Below are 26763 nucleotides of genomic sequence, written 5' to 3' on the forward strand. Positions count from 1 at the left end.
CAATCGGCCCCAGCATGACCACCCCGCAAGCCCCCGGGCGCCTGAGCCTGTTTGATCTGCCGCTGGACATCGTTTCCCTGGAAGCCACCCTGGACCGCCTGGAAGGCTGGCTGGACGCGCCGCGCGCCCCGCACACCGTGGTGACCCTGAACCCGGAGTTCATCGTCCAGTCGCGCACCCAGCCCGATTTCGTGAACGCCATCCAGGTGGCTGATCTGGTGACTGCCGACGGCGTGGGCATCGTCTGGGCCGCGCGGCAGCTGGCCGGCATAGAGGTGCCGCGCGCCCCGGGCTTCGACATCGTGCAGGGCCTGATGAAGCGCCGGGGCGAGCGGCTGCGGGTGTTCTTCCTGGGCGCCAAGCCCGGCGTGGCCGAGGTGGCCGCCCAGAACGCCGCGCGCGAGTACGGCATTGTGGTGGCGGGCATTCACCACGGGTACTTCGACCTGCCCGAAGACCAGCGCGTGGCCGAACTGGTGCGCGACAGCCGCGCCGACCTGCTGCTGACCGGCATGGGCGCCGGGCGCCAGGAGACCTTTAATCAGTACTGGCGGCAGGTGATGAACACCCCAGTCATGATCGGCTGCGGCGGCGTGATTGACGTGCTGGCCGGCACCGCCGATCTGGCCCCGGCCTGGACCCGTCGCCTGGGTGTGGAATGGCTCTGGCGCGTGGGCCTGGACCGCAAACGCTGGAACCGCGCTCCGCGCCTGGCCCAGTTCGTGCGGCTGGTGCGGGCCGAGAAGAAGCGGCAGGGCAAGAAGGGGGAGGGGAGAGGCGGGGCTGGTGGGGCCGCAGGGTGAGCGGGAATCCTGCCTGAAGCGGCGCTGGCCTACCCGACTTCAGCAGACCGTGGGCGGTGCCACCCTGGGCCAAGACATCGGTGAAATGGCCCTGGCACCGCCCACTCATACGCGCTGAACATGACTGGCTTCCCCTCTGATCGCTTGCCGTGTTGCCCTCTCCCCTGGTGGGAGAGGGAAGGAGGAGCGGAGCGACGGAAGGGTGAGGGGGCCACCGGGTGGCCCGGACTGGCGTGGCATCACTCGAGTCCCGTATCATTTCTTCCCTTCCACTGTTGAGGACCAACCGCACGGCATCTCTGGCTGCAGAACGGAGCAGGGCGACGGCCGATGATTGGCCGCCGCCCTGCTTCTTTGCCTTAAACGGGGATGTGCTGACCCACCCGCTCCATGGCGCGGTCCAGAGCGCTCAGCAGCAGCTCGGCCTCGTCAGGGGCGATGCTCAGGGGGGGGCCCAGCAGCAGGTGATCGCCCCGGATGCCGTCCACCGCGCCCGAGCCCGGGTAGGTCAGCAGCCCTTCCTCGCGGGCAGCGGCGGCCACGCGCTCGGCCAGCCCCGGCTGGGCGTAGGCCTCGCCCGTGGCCGGGTCGCCCAGCACCACGCCCAGCAGCAGGCCCTGGCCCCGCACAGCGAGCACCTGTGGGTGCCGCCCGCGCAGCGTCTCCAGCCCCGCCAGCAGTTGCTGGCCCCGCGCCTGGGCGGCCTGGGGCAGCCCTTCACGCGCCACGATGTCCAGCACGCTCAGGCCGGCAGCCACGCTGACCGGGTGCCCGGCGTAGGTAAAGCCGTGTTTGAAGGCGCCGCTGCCGTTCATCACGGTGTCGTACACGGCGGGGCTGGCCATCAGGCCGGCCAGGGGGGCGTAGCCGGCCGCCAGTCCCTTGCCCAGCACCACGAGGTCCGGCGTGACGTCGCCGCCCAGACGCACGGCCAGCGGCTCGCCGCAGCGGCCCATGCCGCTCATGACCTCGTCGGCAATGAACAGCACGCCGTACTCCTGGCAGATCTGGGCAATACGGGCGTGGTAGCCAGAATTGGGCGCCAGCGCCGCGTCGGACGCCCCCACCACCGGCTCGCAGATGAACGCCGCCACCGTCTCCGGGCCCGCCGCTTCCAGCACGGCGCGCAGACGCTCGGCGTCCTCTTCGCCGCTGAGGGTGGGGTCCGGCTTGGGCATCTTGGGCCACGCGTCCTCGCGCATCAGAGGCGCGTAGACCTCACGCCGGGCCCCCATCCCCGAGGCCGCCAGCGCGCCCAGCGAGGCGCCGTGGTAGCTGGGCACCCGGGTCACGATCTTGTAGCGCGCCGGCTCGCCGCGTTCCACATGGAACTGCCGCGCCAGCTTGATCGCGCTCTCGTTCGCCTCCGAGCCGCCCGACACGGCCCAGAAGCGGTAGTCGGGCAGGGCCAGGAAATCGGCCAGCCGCGCGGCGTACGTCTCCAGCACATCGCTGGAAAACTGCGAGCCGTGCACAAAGGCCAGCTGCCCGGCCTGCGCCGCCATCGCCTGCGCCACCTCGGTGCGCCCGTGTCCAATATTCGCCACCAGCGCCCCGGACGACCCGTCCAGATACCGCCGGCCCTGGGCATCCTCAATAAACACCCCCTCGGCACGCACGGCGACGGGGTAGGACTTGCGGGAGCGGTAAAACACATTGGACATGGGCTGGATCCTTTGGGTGGAAAAGAGGCTGGCGTTACCGGGCGACCGATGTGGGCGAACTCGGATTGAGGGCCTTTTGGCCGACTTCCCTGAATGGCACGCCACTGATCTGCAGAATGACGGCGTCGGCTTCCTTGGGGCGCGCTGTGGCCGCTGCTCGCAGGGCCGTCAGGCTGGGCTGAAGCTTCAAGCGCGGCACCAGGAGAAGGTGCCGCCCGGACACCACAGCTTCCTTGCTGAGATTGGCGCTAAAGCTGGCGCGCCCGTCTTTTTGAACCTCGGCCACTTCGTAGAAGTAATGCGGGTCGAAGTGACCCAGGATCTGAAGATCTTCAAGTCGAATGACGAGGGCCACGACACTGTGTTCCGGCAGCCCTGTCTGGATACGGTGGCGCGCTGGATGCTGCGCGCCGCCCTGAACGTTTTCATGGCTGATGGTCTGCGGGCCGAGGCGCCGGAACATGGTGGCCACTGGCGCCGAATACACGTCCCTCACCAGGGCGTCGCCCGTTCCTTCAAACACCACGCGTTTCTGTCCAGTCTGAAGCGTAATAGGCCCGGCCCCGGTCAGGGTGCTTGCGGCTGGTACGGCCTGCGGATCGTGGAGAAGGTCCCGGACCGTTTCCCCAAGGTAGTAGAACGCTTCACCGGCCTCGCGCAGCGCGGGCAGCCGTGTCGCGGAAAAGGTGGGGAAGGACCGCTTGTAGATCGGCAGCGTGAACCCACTGGCGCTGTTCAGCTCAGAGGCCTTCTCGACCTTTCCCCCAAGAAAGGTGTAGAGGGCGTCGGTGTCTTTTTCAGAGAGAAAGGTAAAGTCCTGCCGGTCGTAGCGCCAGCAGCCAAGGTCAAGGGCCTTGGTCAAGGCTGCGTCGGCCACTGCGACCTCGAACGACTCGGGCTCACAGAATTGCCGGTCTGGAAAGCGGTTCTGGACTTTTACAGTCAGCGTTTGAGCGTTGTGGCCACCACAGGCCGTCAGCGCAAGGCCACTGAGCAGGCACAGGCTTGCACCCACCAGCATGGCCTGAGGGCGGCCACTGCAGCGGAGAACGGACAAGGGCGGGAAGGCAGAGGTGGAGATCTTAGACATGGCACGTCCTTTGGCTCGGCGGATCAAATGAAGCGGGCCGGGCCAGCCACTCGGCCAGTGGCGGGGCGCCGTCCACTTCCAGGGTCAGCAGCAGGGTGCGGCAGGCGGCGCGGTGCGGGACCAAATCGGGAAAAGGGCGAATCTCGCTGTAACCCGTTCTGAAGACCTGGGCCTGCGCGGGCAAGAGCAGCACTTCCCACAGGCACAGGTCCAGTTCAGGCGGCGCCAGAACCGACGCTTCCACGTCCACCAGGGCGTAAGGCTGCCCGCCGCGCCACACGAACTGGCTGCCGTGCCAGTCCAGCAGCATGGGGACCGCCACGGTGGGCGCCGGGGCAGCCTGAAATAGCCGTGCCACCCCGGCCGCCTGCGCCGCCCAGTCCAGAAAGCGGAAGCGCGGGGCCACCGCCTGCACGGTCTCTAGCGCGCGGGGATAGAACTCGGCCAGAGGCCAGCGGACGCGGCCCGTCACGTCCCCGAAGTGGTGGACCTGCGCCTGCTCGTGCACCGCCGCCACCTGCCGCCCCAGGGTGTGGGCATCGGCGTCCTCCAGATCGCCCGCTTCACCCGGAATGAAGCCGAGCCGCAACGCGGGGCCACCCCGAAACTCGGTCAGGCCATGAACCTCCGGCACCGCCCAGACGTTCAGCTGCTGCCAGAAGCGGTAGGTGTCGGCGGTGGCGTGCAGGTTGCGGGGGTCCACCCCGAACAGCTGCCCCAGACCCAGCATGAAGGCGCTGACCTCTGGCTCAGTCCACCACGCGCGGCGCCAGATTTCCGGGCCCGCCGCAGTCTCCACGCGCCACACATGCGAGGCCCGGCTGGAATCCCCGGCGTTCAGTTCGGTGACGGTGCCGGGCTCTACCACGTATCGCCGCCCCCGGGAGGCGGCCACGCCCCCAGCGCCTGGCGCACTGCCACGATCTGCCCGAAGTGGTGCGCAGTGTGCAGGGCCATGTCGGCCAGCAGTTCGCCAATGGTTTCCTCGTGGTTCACCGGGTTGGCAAGGTCCGGCCGCGCGGCGTGCGGATCAATGCGCGCCAGCAGCTCGTAGAACTCGTTCTTCACCCGGGGCCAGTCGGCCGCCGTCACACTGGGCCACGTCTCGGCCGCCGCCTTCGGGTAGGGCTGGGCCTGCCCCATCTCGATGATGTCCAGCATCCAGCGGTTCCACCAGTTCACATGCGCCACCAGCTCGGCCACCGAGTGCGGCAGGCCCTGGGGCCGGGCCGCCGCCTGCTCGTCCGAGAGGCCGCTCAAGGACGCCTCGACCCCCACGAACGCCTGCCCACCCCGGAACAGCTTGGGCAGCAGGCGCGCGAAGGCGAGTTGGGAACGCACGTTGCGGTCAGGGTCAGTCATGGGGCCAGTGTTGCAGAAGGTCGATGGGGGATGGTTGAGGGTTGATGGTGAAGGGCCCCAGGCGGGTAGGGTGGGGGCATGGCGTCAGAGGCGGGGCGGGTGCAGGCGGTGGGCGAGCTGGGCGTGACCCTGCGGGGCGCCCCGGATAGTTCGGCACTGATCGGCGCGGCCTACGCGCTAGATGGCGTGCTGCTGCGCGAAAGCGACCTTTCGCCCGAATTCCTGAACCTGCGCACGGGCCTGCTGGGCGAGTTGTTCCAGAAGTGCGTGAACTATCGTCTGGCCGTCGCCTTCGTGCTCCCCGACTTCACGGCCCACGGCGAACGCTTTGCCGAACTGGCCTATGAACACGCCCGCCACCCATGTATCCGTTTTGTTCACACCGAGGAAGAAGCCTGGGCGTGGCTGGGGAGGCAGGTGAGGTGAGATCTTTTTCCATCACCCATCACCTGTCCACCCTCCACCCTCCCCCCTTAGTACCGCTGCGCCACCGTCTTCGTCTGCAGGAACCAGAACAGATAATCCGGGCCGCCCACCTTGGCGTTCGTGCCGCTCATGCCGTAGCCGCCAAAGGCGTGGGTGCCCGACAGCGCCCCGGTGCACTTGCGGTTGATGTACAGGTTGCCCACATGGAGGCGCTTTCTGGCTTCCTCGATCTTGTGGGGATCGCGGCTGTAAAAGGCGGCGGTCAGGCCGTATTCGCTGTCGTTGGCCAGCTCAATGGCGTGCTGCCAGTCGCGCGCCCGGGTAAAGGCCAGCACCGGCCCGAAGATTTCCTCCTGAAACAGGGGGTCGCTGGGGGGCACGTCGGCAAAGATGGTGGGGGACACGTAGCCGCCCTGGCGCTCGCCCATGTCGGGCACGTCGCCGCCCAGCACCAGCCGGGCGCTCTGCTGGCCCCTCTCCACAAAGCCCATGATGCGCTCGGCGCTGCCGGGGTGAATCACCGGGCCCAGGTCGGCGTTGTCTTCGGGCAGGCCCACCTTCAGCTGCCGGGCCAGTGCCGTGACCTTCTCCAGCAGGGCGTCGTACACGCTCTCCTCGGCAATCACGCGCGAGCACGCCGAGCACTTCTGGCCCGCGTACCCAAACGCCGCCTGCACGATGCCGGCCGCCGCCGCGTCCAGGTCGCCGTCGGCGCAGACCACGGTGGGGTCCTTGCCGCCCATCTCTGCAATTACCCGCTTGAGCCAGCGCTGGCCGGGCTGCACCTTTGCGGCGCGCTCGTAGATGCGGCAGCCGATCTCCTTGCTGCCGGTAAAGGCGATCATGCGCACGCCGGGGTGGTCCACCAGGGGGTCGCCCAGCACGTCGTCGGTGCCGGTCAGGAACTGAATGACGCCTCGGGGCAGCCCCGCTTCGAACAGCAGTTCCACCATCAGGTACGAGGACAGCGGCGTTTCGCGGGCAGGCTTCCAGATCACGGTGTTGCCGGCGGCAATGGCGCCCAGGGCCATGCCCAGCGGAATCGCGCTGGGGAAGTTCCAGGGGCTGATGCAGGCCACCACGCCCAGCGGCTCGTAGACGGTGGTGACGTGCTCATCGGGCATGGGGTAGACCGGCTTGCCCTGGGCCCAGCGCAGGGCTTCGCGCGCAAAGACCTCGAAGTGGTCCACAGACTCGGCCACCTCGCCGTCGGCTTCCGGCCAGTTCTTGCCGTTTTCCAGCGTCATCACGGCGTTCAGTTCCATGCGGCGGGCGCGCAGCAGTTCGGCGGCGCGCTTGAAGATGCTGGCGCGCTGGAAGGGGTCCGAAAAGCGCCACTCTTCAAAGGCGGCCTGGGCGGCCTCCACGGCCTGCTGCAGCTGCGCTGGGGTGGCGTTCTGAAAGCGCCAGACCACCTCGCGCGTGTCGGCGGGGTTGCGCACCTCGAAGGTGCCGCTGCCCTGGGCTTCCTGCCCGCCCACGATCAGCGGGAAGGTGCGCCCCACATACTGCTCGCGGACCTGCCGGAACGCTTCTTGCTGCGCCTGCGCGACAGCCCCGTCGCGGAAGTTGAAATACGGTTCGTGCTCGAAGGGAAGGAATCCCTCCATCATGGTCGTCATGGCTGCTGCCTCCTTACGAATGTCCCCGGAGGCTAACACGCCGTGCCAGTGGGCGTAAACACGCTGTCAGGCGGCAAAATTCGGCACACTGCGCCCTGCTGCCCAGGGGCCGGGGTCCGGCAAAATCTGGCGTTTGAAAGGTACTGAGCAAGGTGATGGACGGGGGCGGGGGAAATGGTTGATGGTCGATGGTGGATGGAAAAAGAGAGGAGCGCGGTCACTCCACGCTCCTTTCCTCAAAAAGCCGATGGTTGATGGAGGCGCTGGCCTTTTCCATCAACCATCAACTTTCAACCATCACCTATACATTGAACCCGAACATCCGCATCTGGCGCTTGCCGTCTTCGGTCATCTTGTCGGGGCCCCACGGCGGCGTCCAGACGAATTCCACGTTCACGCCGCTCACGCCGTCAAGGCGGCCCACGGCCATCTCGGCGTCGGCGCGGATCAGGTCCTGTACAGGGCAGCCCACGCTGGTGAGGGTCATGGTGATGTCCACCTGACCGCCCTCCTGCACGTCCACGCCGTAGATCAGGCCCAGGTCCACCACGTTCACGGGAATTTCGGGGTCCTTGACGACCTTCAGGGCTTCAAGCACCTGGGCCTCGCTGGGCAGGGTACCGGCTGCCGGCGTCTCGGTGTTCATGGCTTCAGCGTCCATCAGCCCTGCCCCTGCACGTGCGGCAGCCCCTCGTTCACCCAGGCCATCGTGCCGCCCGCGAGATTGACCACCTGCGTGTAGCCCTGGGCCTTCAGGAACTCGCCGGCGCGGGCGCTGCGGGCGCCGCTGCGGCAGATCATGACGAGTTCGCGGTCGCGCGGCAGTTCGGCGTGGCGGCTTTCAAACTCGCTCAGGGGGATCAGCTGCGCGCCCTGGGCGTGCACCTCGTCGTATTCATTCTGCTCGCGCACGTCCACGAGCAGCGCGCCCGCCTGCACGCGGCGCTGCCCTTCTTGCGGGGTGACATCTTCCATGCGGCCCAGCATAGCCCAGGGGGCAAAAGGGAATGTGCCGTGCGTATCCTGGGTAGCGTGAACCCACCGCCTCTGCCCGACGGCGTGACCATCATTGACCTGCGCCCCGCCGCGCTGCGGGCGGCCGAGCCGCTGGAAAGTCTGACGGAGCGGCCTGTCCTGGCCGTGTCGCTGGACGAGATCGAGGCGGGAAGTCATCGTCTGACCCCGGCGCAGGGCCCGTTGGTGGTGATCTGCGAACGGGGCGTGCGCTCCACACTGGCGGCCGAGTACCTGCGCGCCGACGGCCTGGATGCGCAGGCGTACCCGGGTGGGGTGCCGGCGCTGCGGTCGGGACAGGGCTGAGCCGGGGCCCTGCCCCTCTGCTCTAGACTGGCGCCCATGTGTGCCCTGCCCCCCGGTTTTATTTCCACGCGTGACGTGCTGGACGAGCGCCTGACCGGCCCCGAGGTGCGCCGCCTGGAACTGGCCCACGGCAACGAGGAACTCCTCTATGGTCTGGACGTGCTGGGGCTGGCGGGCCCTTTTTACCGGGTCACCCCCTGGGAGCTGGAAGACGAACGCGGCGTGCGGCGCATTAATGCCAGCGGCTACGCGGCCATGCCCTTTGGCGAGATGCCAGAAGCCATCACCGCATTCATGGCCGAGTTCCTGCACAAAAACCGGGCTATGGGTCTGCCGCAGCAGTCCAGCGGGCCCTGGCGCGCGGCCCTGCAGGCCAACCTGGTGCGGCTGCTGGCCCGGGAACTGCCCAGCCACGCGGAGAGCCAGGTGTTTTTCTGCTCCAGCGGCACCGAGGCCATAGAAGGCGCCCTGAAGTTCGCCAAGGCGTGGCGCCCGCGCAGCAAGTTCCAGATTTCCTTTGCCAGCGGCTACCACGGCAAGACCCTGGGCAGCCTGAGCCTGACCCCCAACCCCGAATACCAGGACATCTTCCGGCCCCTGGTGCCCGGCGCCCTGACCAGCCCCTACGGCGACCTGGACGCCCTGGCGGCCCTGATCCGGCGCGTGGGCCCGGACAACGTGACCTGCGTGGTGGTGGAACCCATTCAGGGTGAGGGCGGCGTGAACATCCCCCCGCCCGGCTTTCTGCGCGGCCTGGGCGAACTGTGCCGCAAGCACGGCATCCCCGTCATTGCCGATGAGATCCAGACGGGCCTGGGCCGCACCGGGCACTGGTTCGAGTCGGCGGCGCAGGGGCTGGACCCGGACATCATCACGCTGGCCAAGCCGCTGGGCGGGGGCATGACGGCGGTGGGGGCCACCATCGTCCGCGCGCCCATTTACAAGAAGATGCTGGGCGGCCTGAGCAGCAAGCGCCACAGCAACACCTTTGGCGGCGGCGCCCTGGCGATGGCGGTGGGCCTCAAGAGCCTGGAATACCTGATCGAGCAGAACCTCCCAGAGCGCAGCCGCACCCTGGGCGCCCAGGGCCTGAGCCGGCTGCAGGCGGTGCAGCGCCGCTTCCCAGGGCTGCTGGAAGACGTGCGCGGTCAGGGCCTGCTGCTGGCCATGCAGTTCCGGCCGATGGTGGGCGTGCCCCTGCCCGCCGCCCTGAAGGAAATCGTCTTTGAGGCCACCGCCATTCTGGCCCTGCGCGAACTGCACGGTGCGGGCGTGATGGCCAACCTGTCCCTGAGCAGCAAGCGCACCGTGCGCCTGACCCCCGCCCTGGACATGCCCCAGGACGTCTTTGCCACCCTGCTGGACCGCGTGGAAGCGTTTGCCCAGACCCACCCCAATGCCCGCGACCTGCTGCTGAAAACCCCGCCGCAGGTCACCGCGCGCCTGGCGAGCTTTGCGGCAAGAAGCCCGAAGAAGCGCACGCCGAGCGATGGGTGAAGGGGTGTAGGTTGTGGGTTGTGGTCTGTGGGAAAACCGTCCTTCCTACGACCCACAACCTACGTCCTACAACCCTCCCTACGCCATGCCGCAGGCCCGCTGCACCAGTAGATGCAGTTCGTCGCGGCCCAGGCGGCGCACCTCCAGGGGCAGATCGGCCGGCAGGTCGCTGAGACCGGGCACAATGGGCGCAAAACGGAACTCGGGGCGGGCGATCAGGTCGCGCCGGGTGGTCAGGGCCATGGTGAAATCCACGCGCAGTTCAAAGTGGGCGTTCAGTTCGGCACGCAGCGGCGCGGGGTCGCCGGCCAGCAGGGCCACCAGAGCGGGGTGGGGCGCAAAGCCATCTTCGAGGTGGGCCGCCGTGCGGGCGGTGTCCAGAAACACCCCGGCCCCCGGCAGCACGTAGCCGCTGATGCGCCGCCGGCAGACGTCCGGGGCGTCGCCTCGCACGGCGGTCACATGCCGCCCGGCCCGCGCCGCGCCGCCCAGCAGGGCCCAGAAGCGGCCCAGGCTGGAATACCGCGCCAGTTCCACATGGCCCGCCGGTTTGGTGGGCAGGGGCCGCGTGGGCCGGTCCGCAAGGGGAGGGGTCACGGCTCCATGCTAGCCCGGCCGTTCGGCCCCCACACCGCACAAGGTTACGGACTGGGGGTGAGGGTGTGCTGGTGAGAGGTGACGGCGGTTGTGCATTCAACCGGCGCATCGGAGGGGTCTTGCAAAGGTCGGAACGGGCAGAGCGAAAGACGCTCTCCTGAACGCTCAGCCCGTCCACTTCTTCGCCCTCTTTCAGTGACGGTCTATTGACACCGGCATAAGTCTGCATGAGTGGATGGGAGGCCTGGCCGTTGGGCGGCTGCCTAACGCACGGCGGGCGTCAGTCGGGCCAACGTGTACGTCTGCCTCTTTCGCTGCGGTGCAGCGCCGCGTTACTGAACCTCTTCGATACCGGGCCCCGCCAGGGAGTCGTGACGGTACGTCTTCCCGGACACTGCTTCGACGGTCAGGACGTAACCGGTCTTGTCGGCATTGGGGACGATTTCCGACCGGGCCACATTCTCTGAGCCTGGCAGGGCGGTCTGGCCCAGCACGCCGTCGGCACAGCTGCTGGTTTCGGGCAGAAACGCATAGTTCTTCCCGCCGGACTCGACTTTTTTGACCTCAATGCCCACCATGCACTGATGGATGTATGCCTGCGCGGCCGTGTTGACCGCTCGGGTGCGCGCTTCACTAAGCTGTCCGGCCGCTTCACCGATGCGTTCCGGCGCGCAGGAGGCAAGCGACAGCAGCAGGGCACCGGACAGCGCAGCGTAAAGACGGTTCATGCCGTCACCATACGGCCTGAGGCAAGGCCATGACTCACCAGATGAGCACCGCGTCGCCCACCGTCGTCCCTTGCCACGACTGAGGCAGACTGATGCCGGTGTCGATAAACCGGATGACACCTCATAGAAGCAGACCAACACTGCCCGGGATGCAGACCCTGGCAATCTGTCTCCTGCGACGCCCCCTGAGTTATGGGTTTCGCTCTGCCGCACTGGATTTTCCCGCAAAGGAATGTGAAGCAAGCGCGCAGGCGTCATCGAGGTTTCCAGCGAGAGGGGTTGAACTTGCCCGCCCGAAGCGTTTGAAGTCTTTCTCTCTGCGCCTGCCCCACCGCTGTAGCCTGGGCGGCATGTCCAGACGGTTCTCCCGGCCTCGCCTGTCGCCCCGCGTGCGTGCGTGGCTGGTGGGCGGGGCCTTGCTACTGGCAGGCTACGGCCTGGGCCGCGCGCAGCCCATTCTCTTTCGCCCGCCGCTGGTGCCCGGCCAGGACGCCGTGACCGACGCCGCCAGCCGCGAGGCGCGGGTCACGCTGGAGAGGGTGGGCGGGCCGGTTCTGAACATTGAACCGGCGCAGGGGCCCGCACGGCTGCTGCTGGTCTTCTACCCCGGCGGGCTGGTGCGCCCCCAGGCGTACGAGTGGCTGGGCCGGGCGCTGGCCGCGCAGGGGGTCCAGACCGTGATTCCGGCCTTTCCGCTGGACCTTGCCGTGACCGCGCCCAACCGGGCTGGGGCGCTCATTGAGCACTATGCCCAGGGCCGGCCGGTGGTGCTGGCCGGGCACTCGCTGGGCGGCGCGATGGCCGCGCAGTACGCGGCGGGCCATGCCGGGCAGCTGGCGGGGCTGGTGCTCATGGCGGCCTACCCGGCAGGCAACGTGAGCCTGAAAGGCCAGTCCCTCCCCACCCTCTCCCTGCTGGCCGAGCACGACCGCGTGGCGGCCCCCGACGCGGTGCGTGGCGGTCTGGCCCGCCTGCCAGACGGGGCTGCCCTGACCGTGATTCCCGGCGCGGTCCACGCCTTTTTCGGCCGCTATGGCCCACAGCGGGGCGACGGCGTGCCCACGGTTAGCCGCGCCCAGGCTGAAGGCGACATGCTGCGGGCAATCACGGGGTTTCTGGCGGCGCTGGAGGGTGCCACCCCCGCTCAGCGGTGAACACGGCCCAGGCGTGACTCCACACGAGGTCCGCGCCTTCTGGCTGAATCCAGACCCGACGTTCAGGGCCAGCCAGGGCTGTCATCGCCAGCGTCAGCCGGTCGAAGGCCGCTTCGTCGGGCACGTCGTTCGGGTGTAGGGTGGCGGTGAGGGGAGGCAGCCCAAAGTTCACCATCAGGATGAGCCGCAGCCCCGCTGGGTCCACACTCACCTCCAGCGTGTGCTCGGCCTCTTCCACTAGGGCCCGGAGCGTGGTGGCGTCAGGCAGTGGCGCGGGCTCACCGTCCAGCAGAAAGGTCCAGGGCAGGGGAAAATCAGCCAGCACCGTGCAGAGGCCGGCGGCATCCAGGTCCTCCACGGTCAGTTCGAGTAAGGCGCCGTCGAACGTGAAGGCGTCACGCAGATCGGCCCGGTTCACGACTTCACCCGTTCCGCCCCGCTGTACACCGTCACGCGGCCTTCGCGGGCAAACCCACACAGGGTCACCCCAAAGGCCGCCGCCGTGTCCACCGCCAGACTGGTGGCGGCGCCCACCGCCACCACCACGGCAACGCCCGCCACCACCGCCTTTTGCACGATCTCGAACCCCGCGCGGCTGCTGACCACCAACACATGGTCCGTCAGCGGCAGCGCGAGGCGGGCCTGCGCCCAGCCCACCACCCGGTCCACGGCGTTGTGGCGCCCCACATCCTCGAAGGCCGCCAGAAGGGTGCCCGCCGGCGTGAACAGCCCCGCGCCGTGCAGCCCGCCCGTCTGGGCAAAGCCCGGCTGGGCGGCGCGCAGCCGCTCGGGCAGGGCCGCCAGGGCCGCCGCGCTCAGGGGCCCGGCGGTCCACCCGGGCGCCGTGGCCCGCGCCAGCAGCCGCTCAATGCTGCCGGTGCCGCACACGCCGCACGCGCTGGACGACACCGCCAGCCGCGCCGCCCCCGCCAGCCGCTCGTGCTCGGGGGTGTGCAGGTGCCAGAGGTTCGGGTTTTCGCCGTTGGGGTTCAGGGCAAAATGGTCCGGCAGCAGCCCTTCGGCCACCAGCCAGCCCAGCAGCAGTTCACGCTCGAACCCCGGGGTGCGCATCAGGACGCCCAGGGGCAGTGGGCCGCCCGGGGTGTGCAGCCGCAGTTCCAGCGGCTCCTCGCAGGCCACAGCGTCCTCCTGGGGCTGCCCGGCCGGAAAGCGCCGGACCGGCAGCCAGACACTGGGGCCTTTCAGCGGTTCACCTCGGTCTGGTTGGGCACAGGCGCGGTGTCGCCCTCTGCTTCGCGCAGGGCGCGGCCCATGCCCTTGAGCAGAGCAAAGATGGCCCCCAGGGCCACCTGCACGTCGCGGTCTTTCAGCAGGGCCAGCAGCTCGCCCAGGCCCAGCCCCCGCCCGGCGGCCACGTGGCGCGCGCCCTCGTTCAGCCCGGTAGTCAGCGCGTGGCCCAGCAGGCCCACCTCGCGCGGGTCCAGGGTGCCCAGGGTCTTGCCCAGTTCGGCCACGTTGCGCAGCAGCGTCGTGCCGCCCGCACCGCCCAACTGGTGCAGCAGCGCGGCGCTCAGGCCCTCGCCGCCGCGCACGGTCTTGCCCAGCACGTCCAGCACGCCGTGGTCGTGCAGGGCGCGCAGCAGGGTCAGGCCTTCCAGAAGGGCTTCAGTCGAATCCTCAACCTCGCCCTGCAGGCGCGCCTGGGGCGTGGGCGGGCGGGGGGCATAATCCAGCGGCTTGGCCATAAAAAACCTCGGGGAGTGGGCGAAGGGTGGGTTGGCCGTCAACAGGGCCAGTCGGCTGCTTTAGTCGTCGGTGCCCAGGGCGTCGGCGCGGGCATTCAGGCTGTCGCCGCGCAGGGCTTGCGGGCCGCCGGGAAACACGTAGTCGGGCCGGGCCCACTTGCGCGTCACTTCGGCGCCGGTCTGCGGGGTGGGGTGGCCCCAGCGCGGATTGCCCCGGGGCAGCGGGTTGTCGCCCACCTCGGGCAGCACCTCCAGGCGCACGCTGGTGTCCTTGTAGGCGGGCGTGTTCGTCTGGCTGTCGCCGCCGCTGCCAGTCAGGCGGTTCACGGCGGCCTCGGCGTGGCGGGCGTTCATGGGCAGGTACAGCTCATGGCCCTGCACGCGGCTGGTCACCAGCGCGCGCACCCGCACCGCCCCGTGCGGGCTGACCAGGCGCACCCACTGACCGCTCTGCAGCCCACGCTCGGCGGCCAGTTCGGGGCTGACCTCCACGAAGGTGTCCGGCACCTTGCCCGCCAGCCCCGGCACCTGAAAGGTCATGTTGCCCTCGTGAAAGTGCTCCAGCAGGCGCCCGCTGTTCAGGTGCAGGTCGTACTCGGTATTTGGCGCAGAGGCGCGGGGCTTGTAGGTGGCGGGATGCAGCCGCGCCCGCCCGTCGGGGAAGTGAAAGCGCTCGGTATACAGCAGCGGCGTGTCGGTGCCGTCCTCGGCCACCGGCCAGCACAGCGACCCGTGCCCGGCCAGCCGCTCGTAGGTCACCCCGGCATAAAAGGGCGTCAGGCGCGCAATCTCGGCCATGATGTCGGCGGGGTGGGTGTAGTTCCAGCCCGCCCCCAGCCGCTGCGCCACCGCCTGATAAATCTCCCAGTCGGCCCTGGTGCCTTTCAGGGGCGGCATCACGCGGTACAGGCGCTGAATGCGGCGCTCGGTGCTGGTAAACGTCCCTTCCTTTTCCAGCGAGGCGGCGGCGGGCAGCACCACATCCGCGTAGCGGGCGGTATTCGTGAAGTACAGGTCCTGCACCACCAGAAAGTCCAGCGCCTCAAAGCCCCGCGCGAGGTGGTTCACGTTGGCGTCGGTGAGGCTCATCTCCTCACCCGTAATCCACAGGCCCTTGAGGGTGCCTTCCAGCGCGGCGTCGGTCAACTGTGTGTTGTCCAGGCCACGTTCGGGACGCAGGGTCACGCCCCATTCGCGCTCGTGGCGCTGCACCGTCAGAGGGTCAGTGGTTTTCTGGTAGCCGCTGACCTGATCGGGCATGGCGCCCATGTCACCCGCGCCCTGCACGTTGTTGTGCCCCCGCAGCGGGTAGGCCCCGGTGCCGGTGCGCCCGTAGTTGCCGGTCAGGAGCAGCAGGTTGCTGAGGGCCGCGCTGGTGTCGCTGCCGCCGCACTGCTGCGTGACGCCCATTGCCCATAGGATGCACACCCGCTCCTCGGCGGCGATCTGGCGGGCCAGCGCTTCCAGGGTGGCGGCAGGGAGGCCGGTCTCCTGCGCGGCAAACGCCAGCGTGTAGCCGGCGAGAGACTCGCGGTATTCGTCGAGCCCACTGACACGGGCGGCCAGAAACGCCCGGTCCTCCAGCCCGTGGTCCAGAATGAACTTGCACACGGCGCTGATCCACACGAAATCCGTGCCGGGCCTGGGGCGCAGAAACTGGTCGGCGCGGCGGGCCATCTCGTGTTCGCGCAGGTCCGCCACGATCACCCGGGTGCGGCCCAGCTTCTGGGCGCGCTTGACGCGGGTGGCCAGCACCGGGTGGCTCTCGGCGGTGTTGCTGCCCACGATCAGCACCAGACTGGCCTGCTCTATGTCATGAATGGTGCCGCTGTCGCCGCCAATCCCCACCGTCTGCGACAGCCCCCTGGTGGCGGGCGACTGGCAGTAGCGCGAGCAGTTGTCCACGTTGTTCGTGCCGATCACCTGCCGCGCAAACTTCTGCACCAGAAAGATGTCCTCGTTGGTGCTCTTGCTGCTGGCCACGAACGCCAAGGCGTCGGGGCCGTGGGCGGCGCGAAGCCCTTCCAGGCGGCTGGCGATCAGGTCCAGGGCTTCGTCCCAGCTGGCTTCCCGGAAGCCTGTGGCCTCGCGGATCAGCGGCGTGGTCAGGCGCTCTGGGCTGTTCACATAGTCCCAGCCAAACTTGCCCTTCACGCAGGTAGAAATCCCGTTGGCGGGCCCCTGTCCAGGCTCCACCTTCAGAATCTGCCGCCCCTTGGTCCAGACCTCGAAGGCGCACCCCACCCCGCAGTAGGTGCACACCGTCTTTGTTTTCTGAATCAGGCGCTCGCGCCCCGCCGCCTCAATCTCGGAAATGGCCGTGATGGCCTGCAGGCCGGTGCTGGCCTCCACGCCCTTGACCACATCGACGGCGGCGTTCCACACCGGCAGGGGAATGCCGGTGAACAGGCCGGCCTCGCCCAGCATGGTGTTCTCCATCAGGGCGTTGCAGGGGCAGACCGTCACGCAGTGCCCGCACGACACGCAGCTGGAGTCGTTGATGGCCCGCCCGCCGTCCCACAGCACGCGCGGCTGCTCGGCCTCCCAGTTGATGCTCAGGGTTTCTTGCACTTGCACGTTCTGGCAGGCTTCCACGCAGCGCCCGCACAGAATGCACTGGTCTGGGTCGTAGCGGTAAAAGGGGTTGGAGTCGTCCCTGGGATACCCCTTGGGCTGAAAGGGCCGGGTCTGGTGCTGCGGCGCCAGCAGCGTCAGGGTGTTGTGCACCGTGCAGTTGCCGTTGTTGTTGTCGCACACCGTGCAGTACAGGTCGTGGTTGGCCACCAGCCGGTCGTAGGCGTCACGCTGCGCGGTGCGGGCGGCCTGGGTCTGGGTGCGCACCACCATGCCCGCCCGCACCGGCGTGCCACAGGCGCGGCCCAGCGCGCCGTCAATCTCCACGGCGCAGGTGTCGCAGGTCTGCACCGGGCCCAGCTGCGGGTGGTAACACACCTGCGCCAGTTCAATCTGCGCGCGGTTGATGACCTCCAGGAGGGGCTCGCCCTCGTGCGCCGCCCAGGCCACCCCGTCCACCTGAATGCTGACCGCCGCGCCCCGTGGCGGCCGGGCCGGCCCCACCACCGAACGGAGCTGCGCGTCGTTTGGCACGTCTCTTTGCCCCATAAAGCCCCCTTGCGAACCTTGTGGGGAGTATAGGGGGTGGGGGCGGAGGGCCAATGGTTGATGGCAGATGGTTGATGGCAGAAGGCAAAACCGGCTTTTGGCCATCTGCCATCTGCTATCCGCCATCGGCGCGCCCCCAGGGCGCCTACAGCACCAGCACCCCGTGATGCTTGGCCTGTTCCTGGGGTTCCACATGAATGGTCACGTTGGCGCCGGGCATTTCGGCGCGCAGGGCGTCTTCCAGGCGGTCGCAGATGGCGTGGGCCCCCGACACCGTCATGTCGCCGGGCACCACCATGTGGAATTCGATAAAGGTCACGCGGCCGGCGTGGCGGGTGCGCAGGTCGTGCATTTCCAGGGCGCCCTCGCCGTGTTCACTGAGCAGCGCGCGAATGCGGCCCTCGGTCTGCGCGTCCACTGCGGCGTCCATCAGACCGCCCACGCTGTCACGCACCAGATGCCAGCCGCTGTACAGGATGTTCAGGGCCACCAGCAGCGCCAGCAGCGGGTCCAGCACCGGCAGCCCCGTGAAACGGGCCGCCAGCACGCCGATCAGGACGCCCACGCTGGTCACCACGTCACTCAGCACATGCCGCCCGTCGGCCAGCAGGGCCGGGGAACGCAGCGCCCGCCCCTGGCGCAGCAGCACCGACGCCCAGAGCGCATTCAGCACGCTGGCCCCCAGGTTCACCGCCAGCCCAGCAAACGGCGCGTCCACGGGGCGGGGGTTGAGCAGCACCGGCCACGCCTCGCGGGCAATGCTCACGGCGGCCAGCACAATCAGCACGCCCTCGGCCACCGCGCTGAAGTATTCGGCCTTGGTGTGGCCGTAGGGATGCCCGGCGTCGGCGGGGCGGGCCGCCACCCGCAGGGCGATGACCGCCGCCACGGCCGCCGCCACGTTGATGATGCTTTCCAGGGCGTCGGAGTACAGCGCCACGCTGCCGGTCAGGCCGTAGGCCACGAATTTCAGGCCCAGGACCACCACCGCCACCACCACGCTGCCCAGCGCGAGCCGGGTGGCCGGGGACGTCTGCGGCGGAGCACTCGGGCCAGTCACCGGAGGAGCGTAGCAGGGTTAGGCGCGGCGAAAGGCGTGCCCCCAGCGGGGACAGCGCGCTCCTCTGCCATTACGCCGGAAACAGAATCGGCCCTGATACAATTCTCCGGTGACCGCGCCCGATCTTCTCTCGCAGCTCAACCCCACGCAGGCCCAGGCCGCCGACCATTTCACCGGCCCCGCCCTGGTGATCGCCGGCGCGGGCAGTGGCAAGACCCGCACCCTGATTTACCGCATTGCCCACCTGATCGGGCACTACGGCGTGAACCCCGGCGAGATTCTGGCCGTGACCTTTACCAACAAGGCCGCCGCCGAGATGCGCGAGCGGGCCAGCCACCTCGTGCCCGGCGCCGACAAGCTGTGGATGAGCACCTTTCACAGCGCGGGCGTGCGCATTCTGCGGGCGTACGGCGAGCACATCGGCTTGAGACGCGGCTTTGTCATCTACGACGACGATGACCAGCTGGACCTGCTGAAAGAAATCATGGGGTCCATTCCCGGCATCGGCCCGGAGACCTCGCCCCGCGTGGTGCGCGGCATTCTGGACCGTGCTAAGAGCAATCTGCTGACCCCGAACGACCTGGACCGCAGCGGCGAGCCGTTCATTTCCGGGATTCCGCGTGAGGCCGCCGCCGAAGCCTACCGCCGCTATGAAGCCCGCAAGAAAAGCCAGAACGCCATTGATTTTGGCGACCTGATTACGGAAACGGTGCGCCTCTTTCAGGAGGTGCCCGGCGTTCTGAACGCGGTGCAGAACCGCGCCAGGTTCATTCATATTGACGAGTATCAGGATACGAATAAGGCGCAATATGAATTAACGCGTCTATTATCATCCAGAGACCGCAATTTATTGGTCGTCGGGGACCCCGACCAGTCGATCTATAAATTTCGTGGTGCTGACATTCAAAACATCCTCGATTTTCAAAAAGATTACCCGGATGCCAAAGTCTATCTACTGGAACACAATTACCGTTCCAGTGCCCGCGTCTTGACTATTGCCAACAAACTCATTGAAAACAACGCCGAGCGCCTGGACAAGACGCTGAAGCCCATCAAAGAAGACGGCCACCCCGTCGTCTTTCACCGCGCCACCGATCACCGCGCCGAAGGCGACTTTGTGGCCGAGTGGATCACCCGGCTGCACAATCTGGAAGGCCGCAAGTTCACCGAGATGGCGATTCTGTACCGCACGAACGCCCAGTCGCGCGTGATTGAAGAGTCGCTGCGCCGGGTGCAGATTCCGGCCAAGATCGTGGGCGGTGTGGGCTTTTACGACCGCCGCGAGATCAAGGACATCCTGGCCTATGCCCGGCTGGCGATTAACCCCAGCGACGACGTGGCCCTGCGCCGGATCATCGGGCGGCCCCGGCGCGGCATTGGCGACACGGCGCTGGAAAAGCTGCTGGAGTGGGCCCGGGTGAACGGCACCAGCCTGCTCACCGCCTGCGCCCGCGCCGAGGAGGACCGCATTCTGGACCGGGGGGCGAACAAGCCCGTGGAATTTGCCCGCCTGATGGACGCCATGAGCGACGCCGCCGACAACTACGAGCCCGCCCAGTTTCTGCGCTACGTGATCGAAACGAGCGGCTACCTGGACCTGCTGCGCCAGGAAGGCCCCGAGGGCGCCGTGCGCATGGAGAACCTCGACGAACTGATCAACGCCGCGCAGGAGTGGGCGCAGGAACACGAGGGCACGATTGCCGATTTTCTGGACGACGCCGCCCTGCTCTCCAGCGTGGACGATATGCGCACCAAGGCCGAGAACAAGGGCGCCCCCGAAGACGCCGTGACCCTGATGACCATGCACAACGCCAAGGGCCTGGAGTTCCCCGTGGTGTTTATCGTGGGGGCCGAGGAAGGGCTGCTGCCCAGCCGGGGCGCGCTGGTGGAGGCGGGCGGCATTGAAGAGGAGCGGCGCCTGTTCTACGTGGGCATCACCCGCGCCATGGAGCGCCTGTTCCTGACCGCCGCGCAAAACCGCATGCAATTTGGCAAGACGAACGCTGCTGAGGACAGCCGGTTTTTAGAAGAGATTGAGGGGCACTTTGACACCATTGACCCTTACGGTCAGGTAATCGAGTACCGTGCCAAAACGTGGAAGACCTACCGGCCCACCGTGCCCGCCGCTGTGAAGAACACCAGTCCGCTGACCAATGAGATGGCGTACCGGGGGGGGGAGAAGGTCCGGCACCCGAAGTTTGGGGAGGGGCAGGTGCTGGCGGTGGCGGGGGTGGGGGACCGGCAGGAGGTGACTGTTCACTTTCCGGGTGCGGGGACGAAGAAGCTGCTGGTGAAGTTTGCGAATTTGACGGCGGTTTGAGGGAAGATTTTTCAGTTTTGTCGCGGGTTTGCCCCACCCCCCCAGCCCCCCTACCCCGGAGGGGCAGGGGGAGCGGCGCTGCGCTGGGCAAGAGTTTTTACTGACGTTGGCTGGGGTTGCTCCATTCGTTGACGTGTCTGGCCTCGACGCCATCCGCTGGTAACGCGTAATGGCCCGCGCCCTTCGGGCACGACGGCCTCGTCTGGACCTGGGCGGTGCTGGGGCAAGACGGCTTGGTGCGGCCCAGAAGGTTCTACTTTGAAAGCAGCAGAGGCAACAGCGGCTTTTGCCTTTCAAAAGTAGAACCTCGGGTCTTAAACGTCCCTGCCCTTCACCCCTGCGGGGCGAGCAACGGAAGCCGTCGTGCGCGCAGCGCGCGGGCGTGAGGCGATGGGCGGAGGCGGACCACGGCGTACAACGCGGGGCGAAGGCAAGCCGCCCCACATCGTCAGTCAACGTTTGCCAGCGCAGCGCCGCTCCCCCCGTCCCCTCTGGGGATGGGGGGCTGGGGGGGTGGGGCCACGCCAGCAACCCTCACCACCCAACACCCCACAAACCAAGCCCCCCTACCCCTCCCGATTCACAAAATGCCGCACCACCCCCACCGGCACATCCAAAAGTTCCCTCACCACCAGCGGATACACCGCCACCTCCGCCAGCGCCCCAAACGCCACCCACTGGCAGCTCATCTCGGCATGGTCCAGCGTGGCAAACACCCCATCCGGAACATCAGCCGGCGCCTCCATGTGGTAGTAAAACCCCAGCTCATGCTGTCGCTTCTCCGGCGGTCCGAAAAAGTTCTCCACCACCCCTACCAGCCGCAGCGGCCCCGGCGCTACGCCCACCTCTTCCTGCCACTCGCGCCGCGCGGCACTCAGGGTGTCCTCGTTCACGGCCACCGCGCCGCCGGGCAGAAAGTGAAAGCCAGGGCCAAATTCGCCTGGGCCAGTGTTGGTGAGCAGGTGCCCGTCCCGGGTGCAGACAATGGCCACGCGAACGCTGAACTTCAGGCCCCCCAGGGGCAGGCGAAGATCGGTCATGGGGGCAGTGTGGGGCTCAGGGCTGGCCGCGCGCGTCTGTCATTCGGCGGAGGGAACCTCCAGTTCAGCGCGCACGCTGGGATCAGGGTCCCCGGCCAGGGCCGCGCGCAGGGCGGGGGAGAGGTCGGCCCGGCCCGCCAGCGCAAGGCGCACGCCGTCGTCGGGGTCGTTGCGCAGGGCCTCCTGGGCAGGGGCGGGCAGCGCCGGGTGACGCGCGGCGGCCCGGCGCACCCCGGCGTTGGGGTCGCTCGCCAGGGCAGCCAGGGTCTCCGGGGACGTGGTGGGCGCGTAGGCCACAGCCCGGCGCACCTCGGCGTGGGGGTCGGCGGCCAGGGTGGTCAGGCGCGCGGGGCCCAGATCGGGGCGCACGGCCAGCACGGTGCGCACATTGGCGTCCGTGTCTTGCAGCAGGGCGTCCAGCACCGCGCCGGAGAGCCCCTCGGCGCTGGCCACATGCAGGCGGATGTCCGCTTCGGGGGCGCGGGCCAGGGCCAGCACGGCCTCATCGGGAAGGTCGTGGCGCTCTAGCACTGCGCGGCGCACGGCTTCGGCTTCATCGGCGGCCAGGCGCACCAGGGTCCCGGCGGGGGTGTCGGGGCGGCGGGCCAGGGCGGCGCGCACGTCGGGGTCGGCGTCCTGCTCGGCGCGGGTCAGCCATTCGGGCGGCACGGTCCAGGCCTGCAGCGTGGCGGCGCGCACCGCCGGGTCGTCGCTGCCCGCCAGCCACGCGCGCACGTTGCGCGGCAGGTCTACGCGGCGGGCCAGGGTGGCCAGCACGTCGGCGTCGCCGTCGGCAGCCAGGGTGATCAGGCAGTCCAGCGGCAGGTCCAGGCGCCGGGCCACAGCGGCGCGCACCATGCCGTGGGCGTCGGTTACCAGGGTGCGCAGCACGTCGCCGGGCAGGTCCGGGCGACCCGCCACGGCTTTGCGCACGTCGTAGTCGTCGTCGGCTGCCAGCTGGCGCACCAGGGGTTCAGGCAGAACCTCGCGCCGGGCCACCGCCTCGCGGATCTGCCAGCCCGCGTCCTGCGCCAGGGCCGCCACCCGTTCGGGGTTCAGGTCCGCGCGGGCTGCCAGAGCGGTGCGCACCGCGTAGTCCTCGTGGCGCAGCGCGGCGTCCACCACCCAGGCCGGGGCCTGCGGCGTGTTCAGCAGCGCCACCACGCCGTCGGCTGGAAAGTTGCCCAGCAGCCCTGGGCGGGCCAGGCGCATCAGGGGCAGCCCCGGGTTGGCCAGCACGTCGGCCGGGTAGGCGGCGGCCAGAGTGCCCAGCACCTCCGGGGGGGTGTTGGGGTGCCGGGCCACCAGGGCGCGCACCCGGCTGTCCGGGTGGGCCGAGAGGCCACCCAGGGTCTCGGCGCTGGCACGCGGGGCGGCGGCGGCCTCCAGCGCGCCCTCCACCCCCAGTAGGGTCAGGGTGCGCGGGTCCAGTTCGGTGGTCATGGGCCCGATGATGCCACGTTGCCCCGCGCCTGACCCACCGCCCGGTCAATCAGGGCGCGCGCAATGCTGAAGGGCCCCGGTAATCCCGGCAGGCGGTCCACCGGAAACCAGCGTGCATCCTCAATCTCGCCGGGCTGCGGCACCACGTCGCCGCCCACGTATTCCGCTTCAAAGCCCATCATCAGCGAGTGCGGAAAGGGCCAGGGCTGGCTGCCCACATAGCGCAGGTGCTCCATGCGCACGCCCACCTCTTCCAGCACTTCGCGGTGCGCGGCGGCCTCCAGGGTTTCCGAGGGTTCCACAAAGCCCGCCAGCGCCGAGTACACGCCCGGGGCAAAGTGGGGGCCGCGCGCCAGCAGCAGTTCCGTCTGTGGGCCCTGGCCGCGCCGGATCAGCACCATCACCACGGGCGCCACGCGCGGGTAGACCGTGAGGCCGCACGCCGGGCAGGTGCGGGCGCGTTCGTGCCCGGCTTCGGCCAGAGGGGCCCCGCAGCGTCCACAGAAACGGTGGGTGCGGGCAAAGTCCAGCAGCTGCGCCGCGTACCCGGCCAGCCCCATCTGCGCTTCGGGAAGGCGGGTAAAGCCTGCGCGCAGGGGCAGGGCCTCGAAGCCGGTGGGCAGGTCGCCAGCCAGCCCAGCGGCAAAGAAGGGCTGACCCTCCAGCGTGCCCAGGGGGATCACGTCTTCCACGGCAAAGGGGAGGGCGCCCTGCGGCAGCGTGCCGTTTGCCCCCAGCAGCAGGCGGGGCCCGTCAAAGAGAACCCACGCCGCGTCCTCGCCGGGCACCAGCGTCAGGCTGGGCTGGAAGCCTTCGGGGCGGCTGGTGGCCTTCACCCGTGTTCTTCCAGGCGCAGCACCTCGCCAAAGGGAAAGCCCTCGTCTTCCAGGCCGCCGGGCGGCACCACCCACAGCGTGGGCGTGCGGGGGGCCTGCTCGGGAAAATCGCCGTAGCCGTCGGTGAGGTACACCAGCACGTCCGGCTCGTGTTCATCCAGCAGGCGGAAGATGGGCCGGAAATCGGTCCCGCCGCCGCCCTGGGGGGCCGGAATGGGGCCGCCGGGGCTCAGGTCGTGCGGCCCGTAGGCCTCGGTGTCGGCGTAGTAGAGAGTGGCCTTCACATGCGGATAGGCCCCCAGGACCCCCTGGACCTCCCCCACCAGGGCCCGCACCGCGTCGTCGTCCACACTGCCGGAGGTGTCCACGGCAATCAGGGCGCGCAGCGACTCGTCGTCCAGCGCTTCAAGGTACAGGCCCCGCCCCACAAAGCGGCGGTCAAAGCCGCCGAAATCCACCGGCGTGCGCGCCAGAAAGCGCCACAGGTGCGCGCGCCAGTCCAGCCGCGCGGGGGCCAGACGCATCAGTTCGCGGTGCATGCCCAGGGGATCGTCGCCCTTGCCGCCGCTCATGGCGTCCACGCTGCGGGCCTGGGCCAGCGCCTGCTGCCACTGCCGCGCCACGCTCTGGCCGGGCTTGCCCTGCTTGGGGGGCGCGTCGCCGGGCGGGGCGTCCAGCAGGTCGTCGCCGTCCTCGTCGCCGTCGCCCTCGGCTTCGCCTTCCAGCGCGGTGTACACCTCTTCCACGCTGAGGCGCTCCAGGTGCTCGTCGCGCCGGGACTGCGGAGGCGTGGGCAACCCGGCCGCCGCCACCATGCCGTTCACGATCAGGTCGGCCGACTTGTTCCAGCGCTTCTTCTCGCGCGGCCCGCGCCGCTCCACGTGCGACAGCGCCGCGTGCAGGACCTCGTGAAGCAGCAGGCCGTCCAGCACGTCGGGTGCCAGACTGGCGGCCACCTCGGGGTTCACATACACCCGCTCGCCGTCCGTTCCGGCGGCGGCCACCTCGCGCGAGGGCACGAATTCCGCGTGCAGCAGCAGCGTGGCAAAGAATGCCGACTTGCCCCGCAGCCGCAGGCGCGACCCGGAAATCAGGCGCTGGAAGTCGGGGCCGGCCGGAGGCGTCACGGGGCCTCCGGCGGTGAGGGGAGACGGTTGATGGTTGATGGAAAAAGCAGTTCGCCGTTTCCATCAACCATCAACCATTCACCATCTCCCCTCACGTTCCTTCCGTCAGCGCCAACGTGCCCTGCACCAGCGCGGCCAGTCGCTCATCGCGGCCGATCAGGGCGGCCAGTTCGCCCAGCTGACCAATGGCCTGGAACTTGCTCACCAGGGTCGCCACGTACAGTTGCAGCCATTCGGGGCCTGCGCTGTCGGCCAGCCAGGTAAAGGCGTGGTAGGCCTGATCAGCGTCCGCCGCGCGGGCCGCGAGGCCCACCACGGCGGCGTAGCGCACGCTGGGTTCGTCGGGCAGGCGCAGGCCGGTGCCGCGCCCCTCCAGCACAATGCCCAGGTCTGGCAGCTGTTCGTACAGACGCACAAAGGCGCTGAATTCGGCGCCCGCTGCCTCGCCAATGGCCGGGGCAGTGTCCAGGCCCGCGCGGTGCAGGCGCGAGGCCATTTCCCAGGCGCGCGGGCTGGGCCACGCGGGCTGCTGGGGGTCCAGGCGGTGCAGCAGTTCCGGACGGAAGGTCAGGAAGGCAATGACGTGTTCATGCAGGCCCCGGCCCAGGGCGTAGCCGCGCCACGACTCAAAGTCCGGGCGCACAGTGAGGTGCAGGAAGCGGTTGGCGAGCGGCGCGGGCATGTCGAACACGCTGGCGCGGTCCTCCTTGCGGTTGCCAGCGGCCCACACAAACCAGCCCTCGGGCAACACGTAGCTGCCCACCCGGCGGTCCAGAATGAGCTGCTGCGCCATGCCCTGCATGGTGGGCGGCGCCATGTTCACCTCGTCCAGAAACAGAATCCCGGCGCCGTGGCGCGGCAGAAATTCGGGCGGATACCAGCGGCTGACCCCACTGCCCGCGCCGTCGGCTTCGGGAACCGGCAGGCCGCGCAGGTCGGTGGGGGCCAGCTGCGAGAGGCGCACGTCCACGAATCCCAAGCTGTGGCGCTCGGCCACCTGGGCCACCACGCTGCTTTTGCCCACGCCGGGCGGGCCCCAGATCATGGTGGACAGTTTCAGGTCGCCGGTTACCAGGGCGCTGAGGTACGTTTGCAGTTCGGCGGCGGTCAGGCTCACAAGGGGCAGGGTAGCGCACACGCCAAGCGCAGGCGCCCGCAGACCGGTGAAGGCTGCGGGCGCAGAGGGGAAAGGGACGTTACAGGGGAAGCACGCAGCTGGCGCTGGTCTGCGCGTTGCCAATGCGCTGGGTGCCTTCAATGGTCACTTGCGGGGGCTGGGCATAGGTGCCGAACTGGGCCTTGAAATCCATCTCGTAGGCGGGGTTGGCCGAGGCGCTGTCACTCATCAACCAGATCAGGGTGTGGGTGGGGCCCACACTCACCTGGTGGGTGAAGATGCGAATGGCGGACGCTGCGGGCGCATGCGTGTACTTGAGCGTGGGGGTGTCAAAGTCGTAGCTGCCGTCGGCGCGGATGGTGACGGTGCAGGCGGCATTCGCCAGCGTCTTCCCGCTGTAGGTCCCGGCCAGGCAGGCAGTGGCTGCCGGGTCAGAGCTGTTCATCACCTGCGGGCAAGCGGCCAGACGCGTGGTGAGGGCCGAGCCGGGGCCAGGCGCCGGCGTGGGGTTGGGGGTCGGGCCGGGCGTGGGGGCCGGCGCGCCGCCTCCGCCGGTGCAGGCGGCGAGCAGCAGGGGCAACAGGGCAGCGGTGGTCAGCAGGGTGTGGCGCATGGGGGTGGGCTCCTTGGGGGGCAAAAGTTGGCAAAGAAAACCGTCGCCGCCGGAAAAACGGGAGAGGCGGACGGCGACAGGTGGGGAGGGGTCATACGGATTTCCGTCCATTTCC

General features: G+C 68.8%; 26 protein-coding genes. 6 read left to right on the forward strand and 20 right to left on the reverse strand.

The window, feature by feature from the left end; genetic code table 11:
• Positions 1–14: 14 nt before the first annotated feature.
• Positions 15–803 carry a WecB/TagA/CpsF family glycosyltransferase gene (locus tag K7W41_RS06560; protein WP_224605973.1) on the forward strand — a complete coding sequence of 263 codons (789 nt, stop codon included), beginning with the start codon at positions 15–17 and terminating at the stop codon, positions 801–803.
• Positions 804–1162: 359 nt separating this feature from the next.
• On the opposite strand, the gene K7W41_RS06565 is transcribed toward K7W41_RS06560, so the two are convergent.
• The 4 genes from K7W41_RS06565 to K7W41_RS06580 are packed head-to-tail and all read right to left on the reverse strand — an operon-like array spanning position 1163 to position 4919.
• Positions 1163–2467 carry an aminotransferase family protein gene (locus tag K7W41_RS06565; protein ID WP_224605976.1) on the reverse strand — a complete coding sequence of 435 codons (1305 nt, stop codon included), beginning with the start codon at positions 2465–2467 and terminating at the stop codon, positions 1163–1165.
• Positions 2468–2501: 34 nt separating this feature from the next.
• Positions 2502–3557 carry a hypothetical protein gene (locus K7W41_RS06570; protein ID WP_224605978.1) on the reverse strand — a complete coding sequence of 352 codons (1056 nt, stop codon included), beginning with the start codon at positions 3555–3557 and terminating at the stop codon, positions 2502–2504.
• Positions 3550–4452: a hypothetical protein gene (locus K7W41_RS06575; RefSeq protein ID WP_224605980.1), complete on the reverse strand. Its 903-nt coding sequence runs from the start codon at positions 4450–4452 to the stop codon at positions 3550–3552. Before K7W41_RS06575 ends, K7W41_RS06570 begins: the two co-directional genes overlap by 8 nt.
• Complete coding sequence (locus tag K7W41_RS06580) at positions 4419–4919, reverse strand: DinB family protein (RefSeq protein WP_224605982.1); 501 nt, start codon at positions 4917–4919, stop codon at positions 4419–4421. Before K7W41_RS06580 ends, K7W41_RS06575 begins: the two co-directional genes overlap by 34 nt.
• Positions 4920–4997: 78 nt before the next feature.
• On the opposite strand from K7W41_RS06580, the gene K7W41_RS06585 reads away from it, so the two are divergent.
• A complete protein-coding gene (locus tag K7W41_RS06585) occupies positions 4998–5345 on the forward strand; it encodes a DUF4180 domain-containing protein (protein ID WP_224605984.1) in 348 nt (115 codons plus the stop codon).
• A 47-nt stretch (positions 5346–5392) separates the two neighbouring features.
• On the opposite strand, the gene K7W41_RS06590 is transcribed toward K7W41_RS06585, so the two are convergent.
• From K7W41_RS06590 to K7W41_RS06600, 3 genes are all read right to left on the reverse strand, one after another.
• A complete protein-coding gene (locus tag K7W41_RS06590; RefSeq protein ID WP_224605986.1) occupies positions 5393–6967 on the reverse strand; it encodes an L-glutamate gamma-semialdehyde dehydrogenase in 1575 nt (524 codons plus the stop codon).
• Between the two features lie 301 nt (positions 6968–7268).
• Entirely contained in the window at positions 7269–7628 is a 360-nt protein-coding gene (locus K7W41_RS06595) for a metal-sulfur cluster assembly factor (protein WP_224605989.1), read from the reverse strand.
• Complete coding sequence (locus K7W41_RS06600; protein WP_224605992.1) at positions 7628–7942, reverse strand: rhodanese-like domain-containing protein; 315 nt, start codon at positions 7940–7942, stop codon at positions 7628–7630. Before K7W41_RS06600 ends, K7W41_RS06595 begins: the two co-directional genes overlap by 1 nt.
• A 57-nt stretch (positions 7943–7999) precedes the next feature.
• Between K7W41_RS06600 and K7W41_RS06605 the strand changes: the two genes are divergently transcribed.
• Together K7W41_RS06605 and K7W41_RS06610 are read left to right on the forward strand one after the other, a co-directional pair.
• On the forward strand, positions 8000–8287 hold the full coding sequence (locus tag K7W41_RS06605; protein ID WP_224605995.1) for a rhodanese-like domain-containing protein: 288 nt from the start codon (positions 8000–8002) through the stop codon (positions 8285–8287).
• 36 nt (positions 8288–8323) lie between these two features.
• Positions 8324–9784, forward strand: coding sequence for a class-III pyridoxal-phosphate-dependent aminotransferase (locus K7W41_RS06610; RefSeq protein WP_224605998.1), 1461 nt, complete (start codon positions 8324–8326; stop codon positions 9782–9784).
• A gap of 78 nt (positions 9785–9862) precedes the next feature.
• Here the strand turns inward: K7W41_RS06610 and K7W41_RS06615 are convergent, their stop codons facing one another.
• Together K7W41_RS06615 and K7W41_RS06620 are read right to left on the reverse strand one after the other, a co-directional pair.
• The gene (locus tag K7W41_RS06615; protein ID WP_224606000.1) at positions 9863–10381 is read right to left on the reverse strand and encodes a hypothetical protein; all 519 of its coding nucleotides are present in this window, start codon (positions 10379–10381) and stop codon (positions 9863–9865) included.
• A 332-nt stretch (positions 10382–10713) separates the two neighbouring features.
• A complete protein-coding gene (locus K7W41_RS06620) occupies positions 10714–11109 on the reverse strand; it encodes a hypothetical protein (protein WP_224606002.1) in 396 nt (131 codons plus the stop codon).
• A gap of 350 nt (positions 11110–11459) precedes the next feature.
• On the opposite strand from K7W41_RS06620, the gene K7W41_RS06625 reads away from it, so the two are divergent.
• Positions 11460–12263 carry an alpha/beta hydrolase gene (locus K7W41_RS06625; protein WP_224606005.1) on the forward strand — a complete coding sequence of 268 codons (804 nt, stop codon included), beginning with the start codon at positions 11460–11462 and terminating at the stop codon, positions 12261–12263.
• Here K7W41_RS06625 and K7W41_RS06630 read toward each other — a convergent pair.
• The 5 genes from K7W41_RS06630 to K7W41_RS06650 form a co-directional block, all read right to left on the reverse strand.
• On the reverse strand, positions 12214–12681 hold the full coding sequence (locus tag K7W41_RS06630) for a hypothetical protein (RefSeq protein ID WP_224606008.1): 468 nt from the start codon (positions 12679–12681) through the stop codon (positions 12214–12216). The genes K7W41_RS06625 and K7W41_RS06630 overlap by 50 nt on opposite strands.
• Entirely contained in the window at positions 12678–13403 is a 726-nt protein-coding gene (locus tag K7W41_RS06635; protein WP_318010897.1) for a formate dehydrogenase accessory sulfurtransferase FdhD, read from the reverse strand. Before K7W41_RS06635 ends, K7W41_RS06630 begins: the two co-directional genes overlap by 4 nt.
• A gap of 62 nt (positions 13404–13465) precedes the next feature.
• Complete coding sequence (locus K7W41_RS06640) at positions 13466–13969, reverse strand: DUF1641 domain-containing protein (protein ID WP_224606010.1); 504 nt, start codon at positions 13967–13969, stop codon at positions 13466–13468.
• Positions 13970–14029: 60 nt separating this feature from the next.
• Positions 14030–17047, reverse strand: a complete 3018-nt coding sequence (gene fdhF, locus K7W41_RS06645) for a formate dehydrogenase subunit alpha (RefSeq protein ID WP_380058105.1) — start codon at positions 17045–17047, stop codon at positions 14030–14032.
• A 190-nt stretch (positions 17048–17237) separates the two neighbouring features.
• Positions 17238–18152: a cation diffusion facilitator family transporter gene (locus K7W41_RS06650; RefSeq protein ID WP_224606013.1), complete on the reverse strand. Its 915-nt coding sequence runs from the start codon at positions 18150–18152 to the stop codon at positions 17238–17240.
• 109 nt (positions 18153–18261) lie between these two features.
• On the opposite strand from K7W41_RS06650, the gene K7W41_RS06655 reads away from it, so the two are divergent.
• Positions 18262–20472 carry an ATP-dependent helicase gene (locus tag K7W41_RS06655; protein ID WP_224606015.1) on the forward strand — a complete coding sequence of 737 codons (2211 nt, stop codon included), beginning with the start codon at positions 18262–18264 and terminating at the stop codon, positions 20470–20472.
• Between the two features lie 566 nt (positions 20473–21038).
• Here the strand turns inward: K7W41_RS06655 and K7W41_RS06660 are convergent.
• The 6 genes from K7W41_RS06660 to K7W41_RS06685 all read right to left on the reverse strand — a co-directional run bounded on the left by K7W41_RS06660 (position 21039) and on the right by K7W41_RS06685 (position 26648).
• Positions 21039–21512 (reverse strand): NUDIX domain-containing protein, encoded by a 474-nt coding sequence (locus K7W41_RS06660; RefSeq protein ID WP_263489563.1) that lies wholly within the window; start codon positions 21510–21512, stop codon positions 21039–21041.
• 39 nt (positions 21513–21551) lie between these two features.
• Entirely contained in the window at positions 21552–22955 is a 1404-nt protein-coding gene (locus tag K7W41_RS06665; protein ID WP_224606017.1) for a hypothetical protein, read from the reverse strand.
• Complete coding sequence (gene nudC / locus K7W41_RS06670; protein WP_224606019.1) at positions 22952–23791, reverse strand: NAD(+) diphosphatase; 840 nt, start codon at positions 23789–23791, stop codon at positions 22952–22954. The genes K7W41_RS06665 and nudC overlap by 4 nt, the downstream gene beginning before the upstream one ends.
• Complete coding sequence (locus tag K7W41_RS06675; RefSeq protein ID WP_224606021.1) at positions 23788–24918, reverse strand: vWA domain-containing protein; 1131 nt, start codon at positions 24916–24918, stop codon at positions 23788–23790. The genes nudC and K7W41_RS06675 overlap by 4 nt, the downstream gene beginning before the upstream one ends.
• Before the next feature lie 91 nt (positions 24919–25009).
• A complete protein-coding gene (locus tag K7W41_RS06680; protein WP_224606023.1) occupies positions 25010–26035 on the reverse strand; it encodes an ATP-binding protein in 1026 nt (341 codons plus the stop codon).
• 79 nt (positions 26036–26114) lie between these two features.
• Positions 26115–26648, reverse strand: coding sequence for a hypothetical protein (locus tag K7W41_RS06685; RefSeq protein WP_224606026.1), 534 nt, complete (start codon positions 26646–26648; stop codon positions 26115–26117).
• Positions 26649–26763 lie beyond the last annotated feature (115 nt).

This window comes from Deinococcus multiflagellatus, from assembly GCF_020166415.1.
GTDB lineage: Bacteria > Deinococcota > Deinococci > Deinococcales > Deinococcaceae > Deinococcus > Deinococcus multiflagellatus.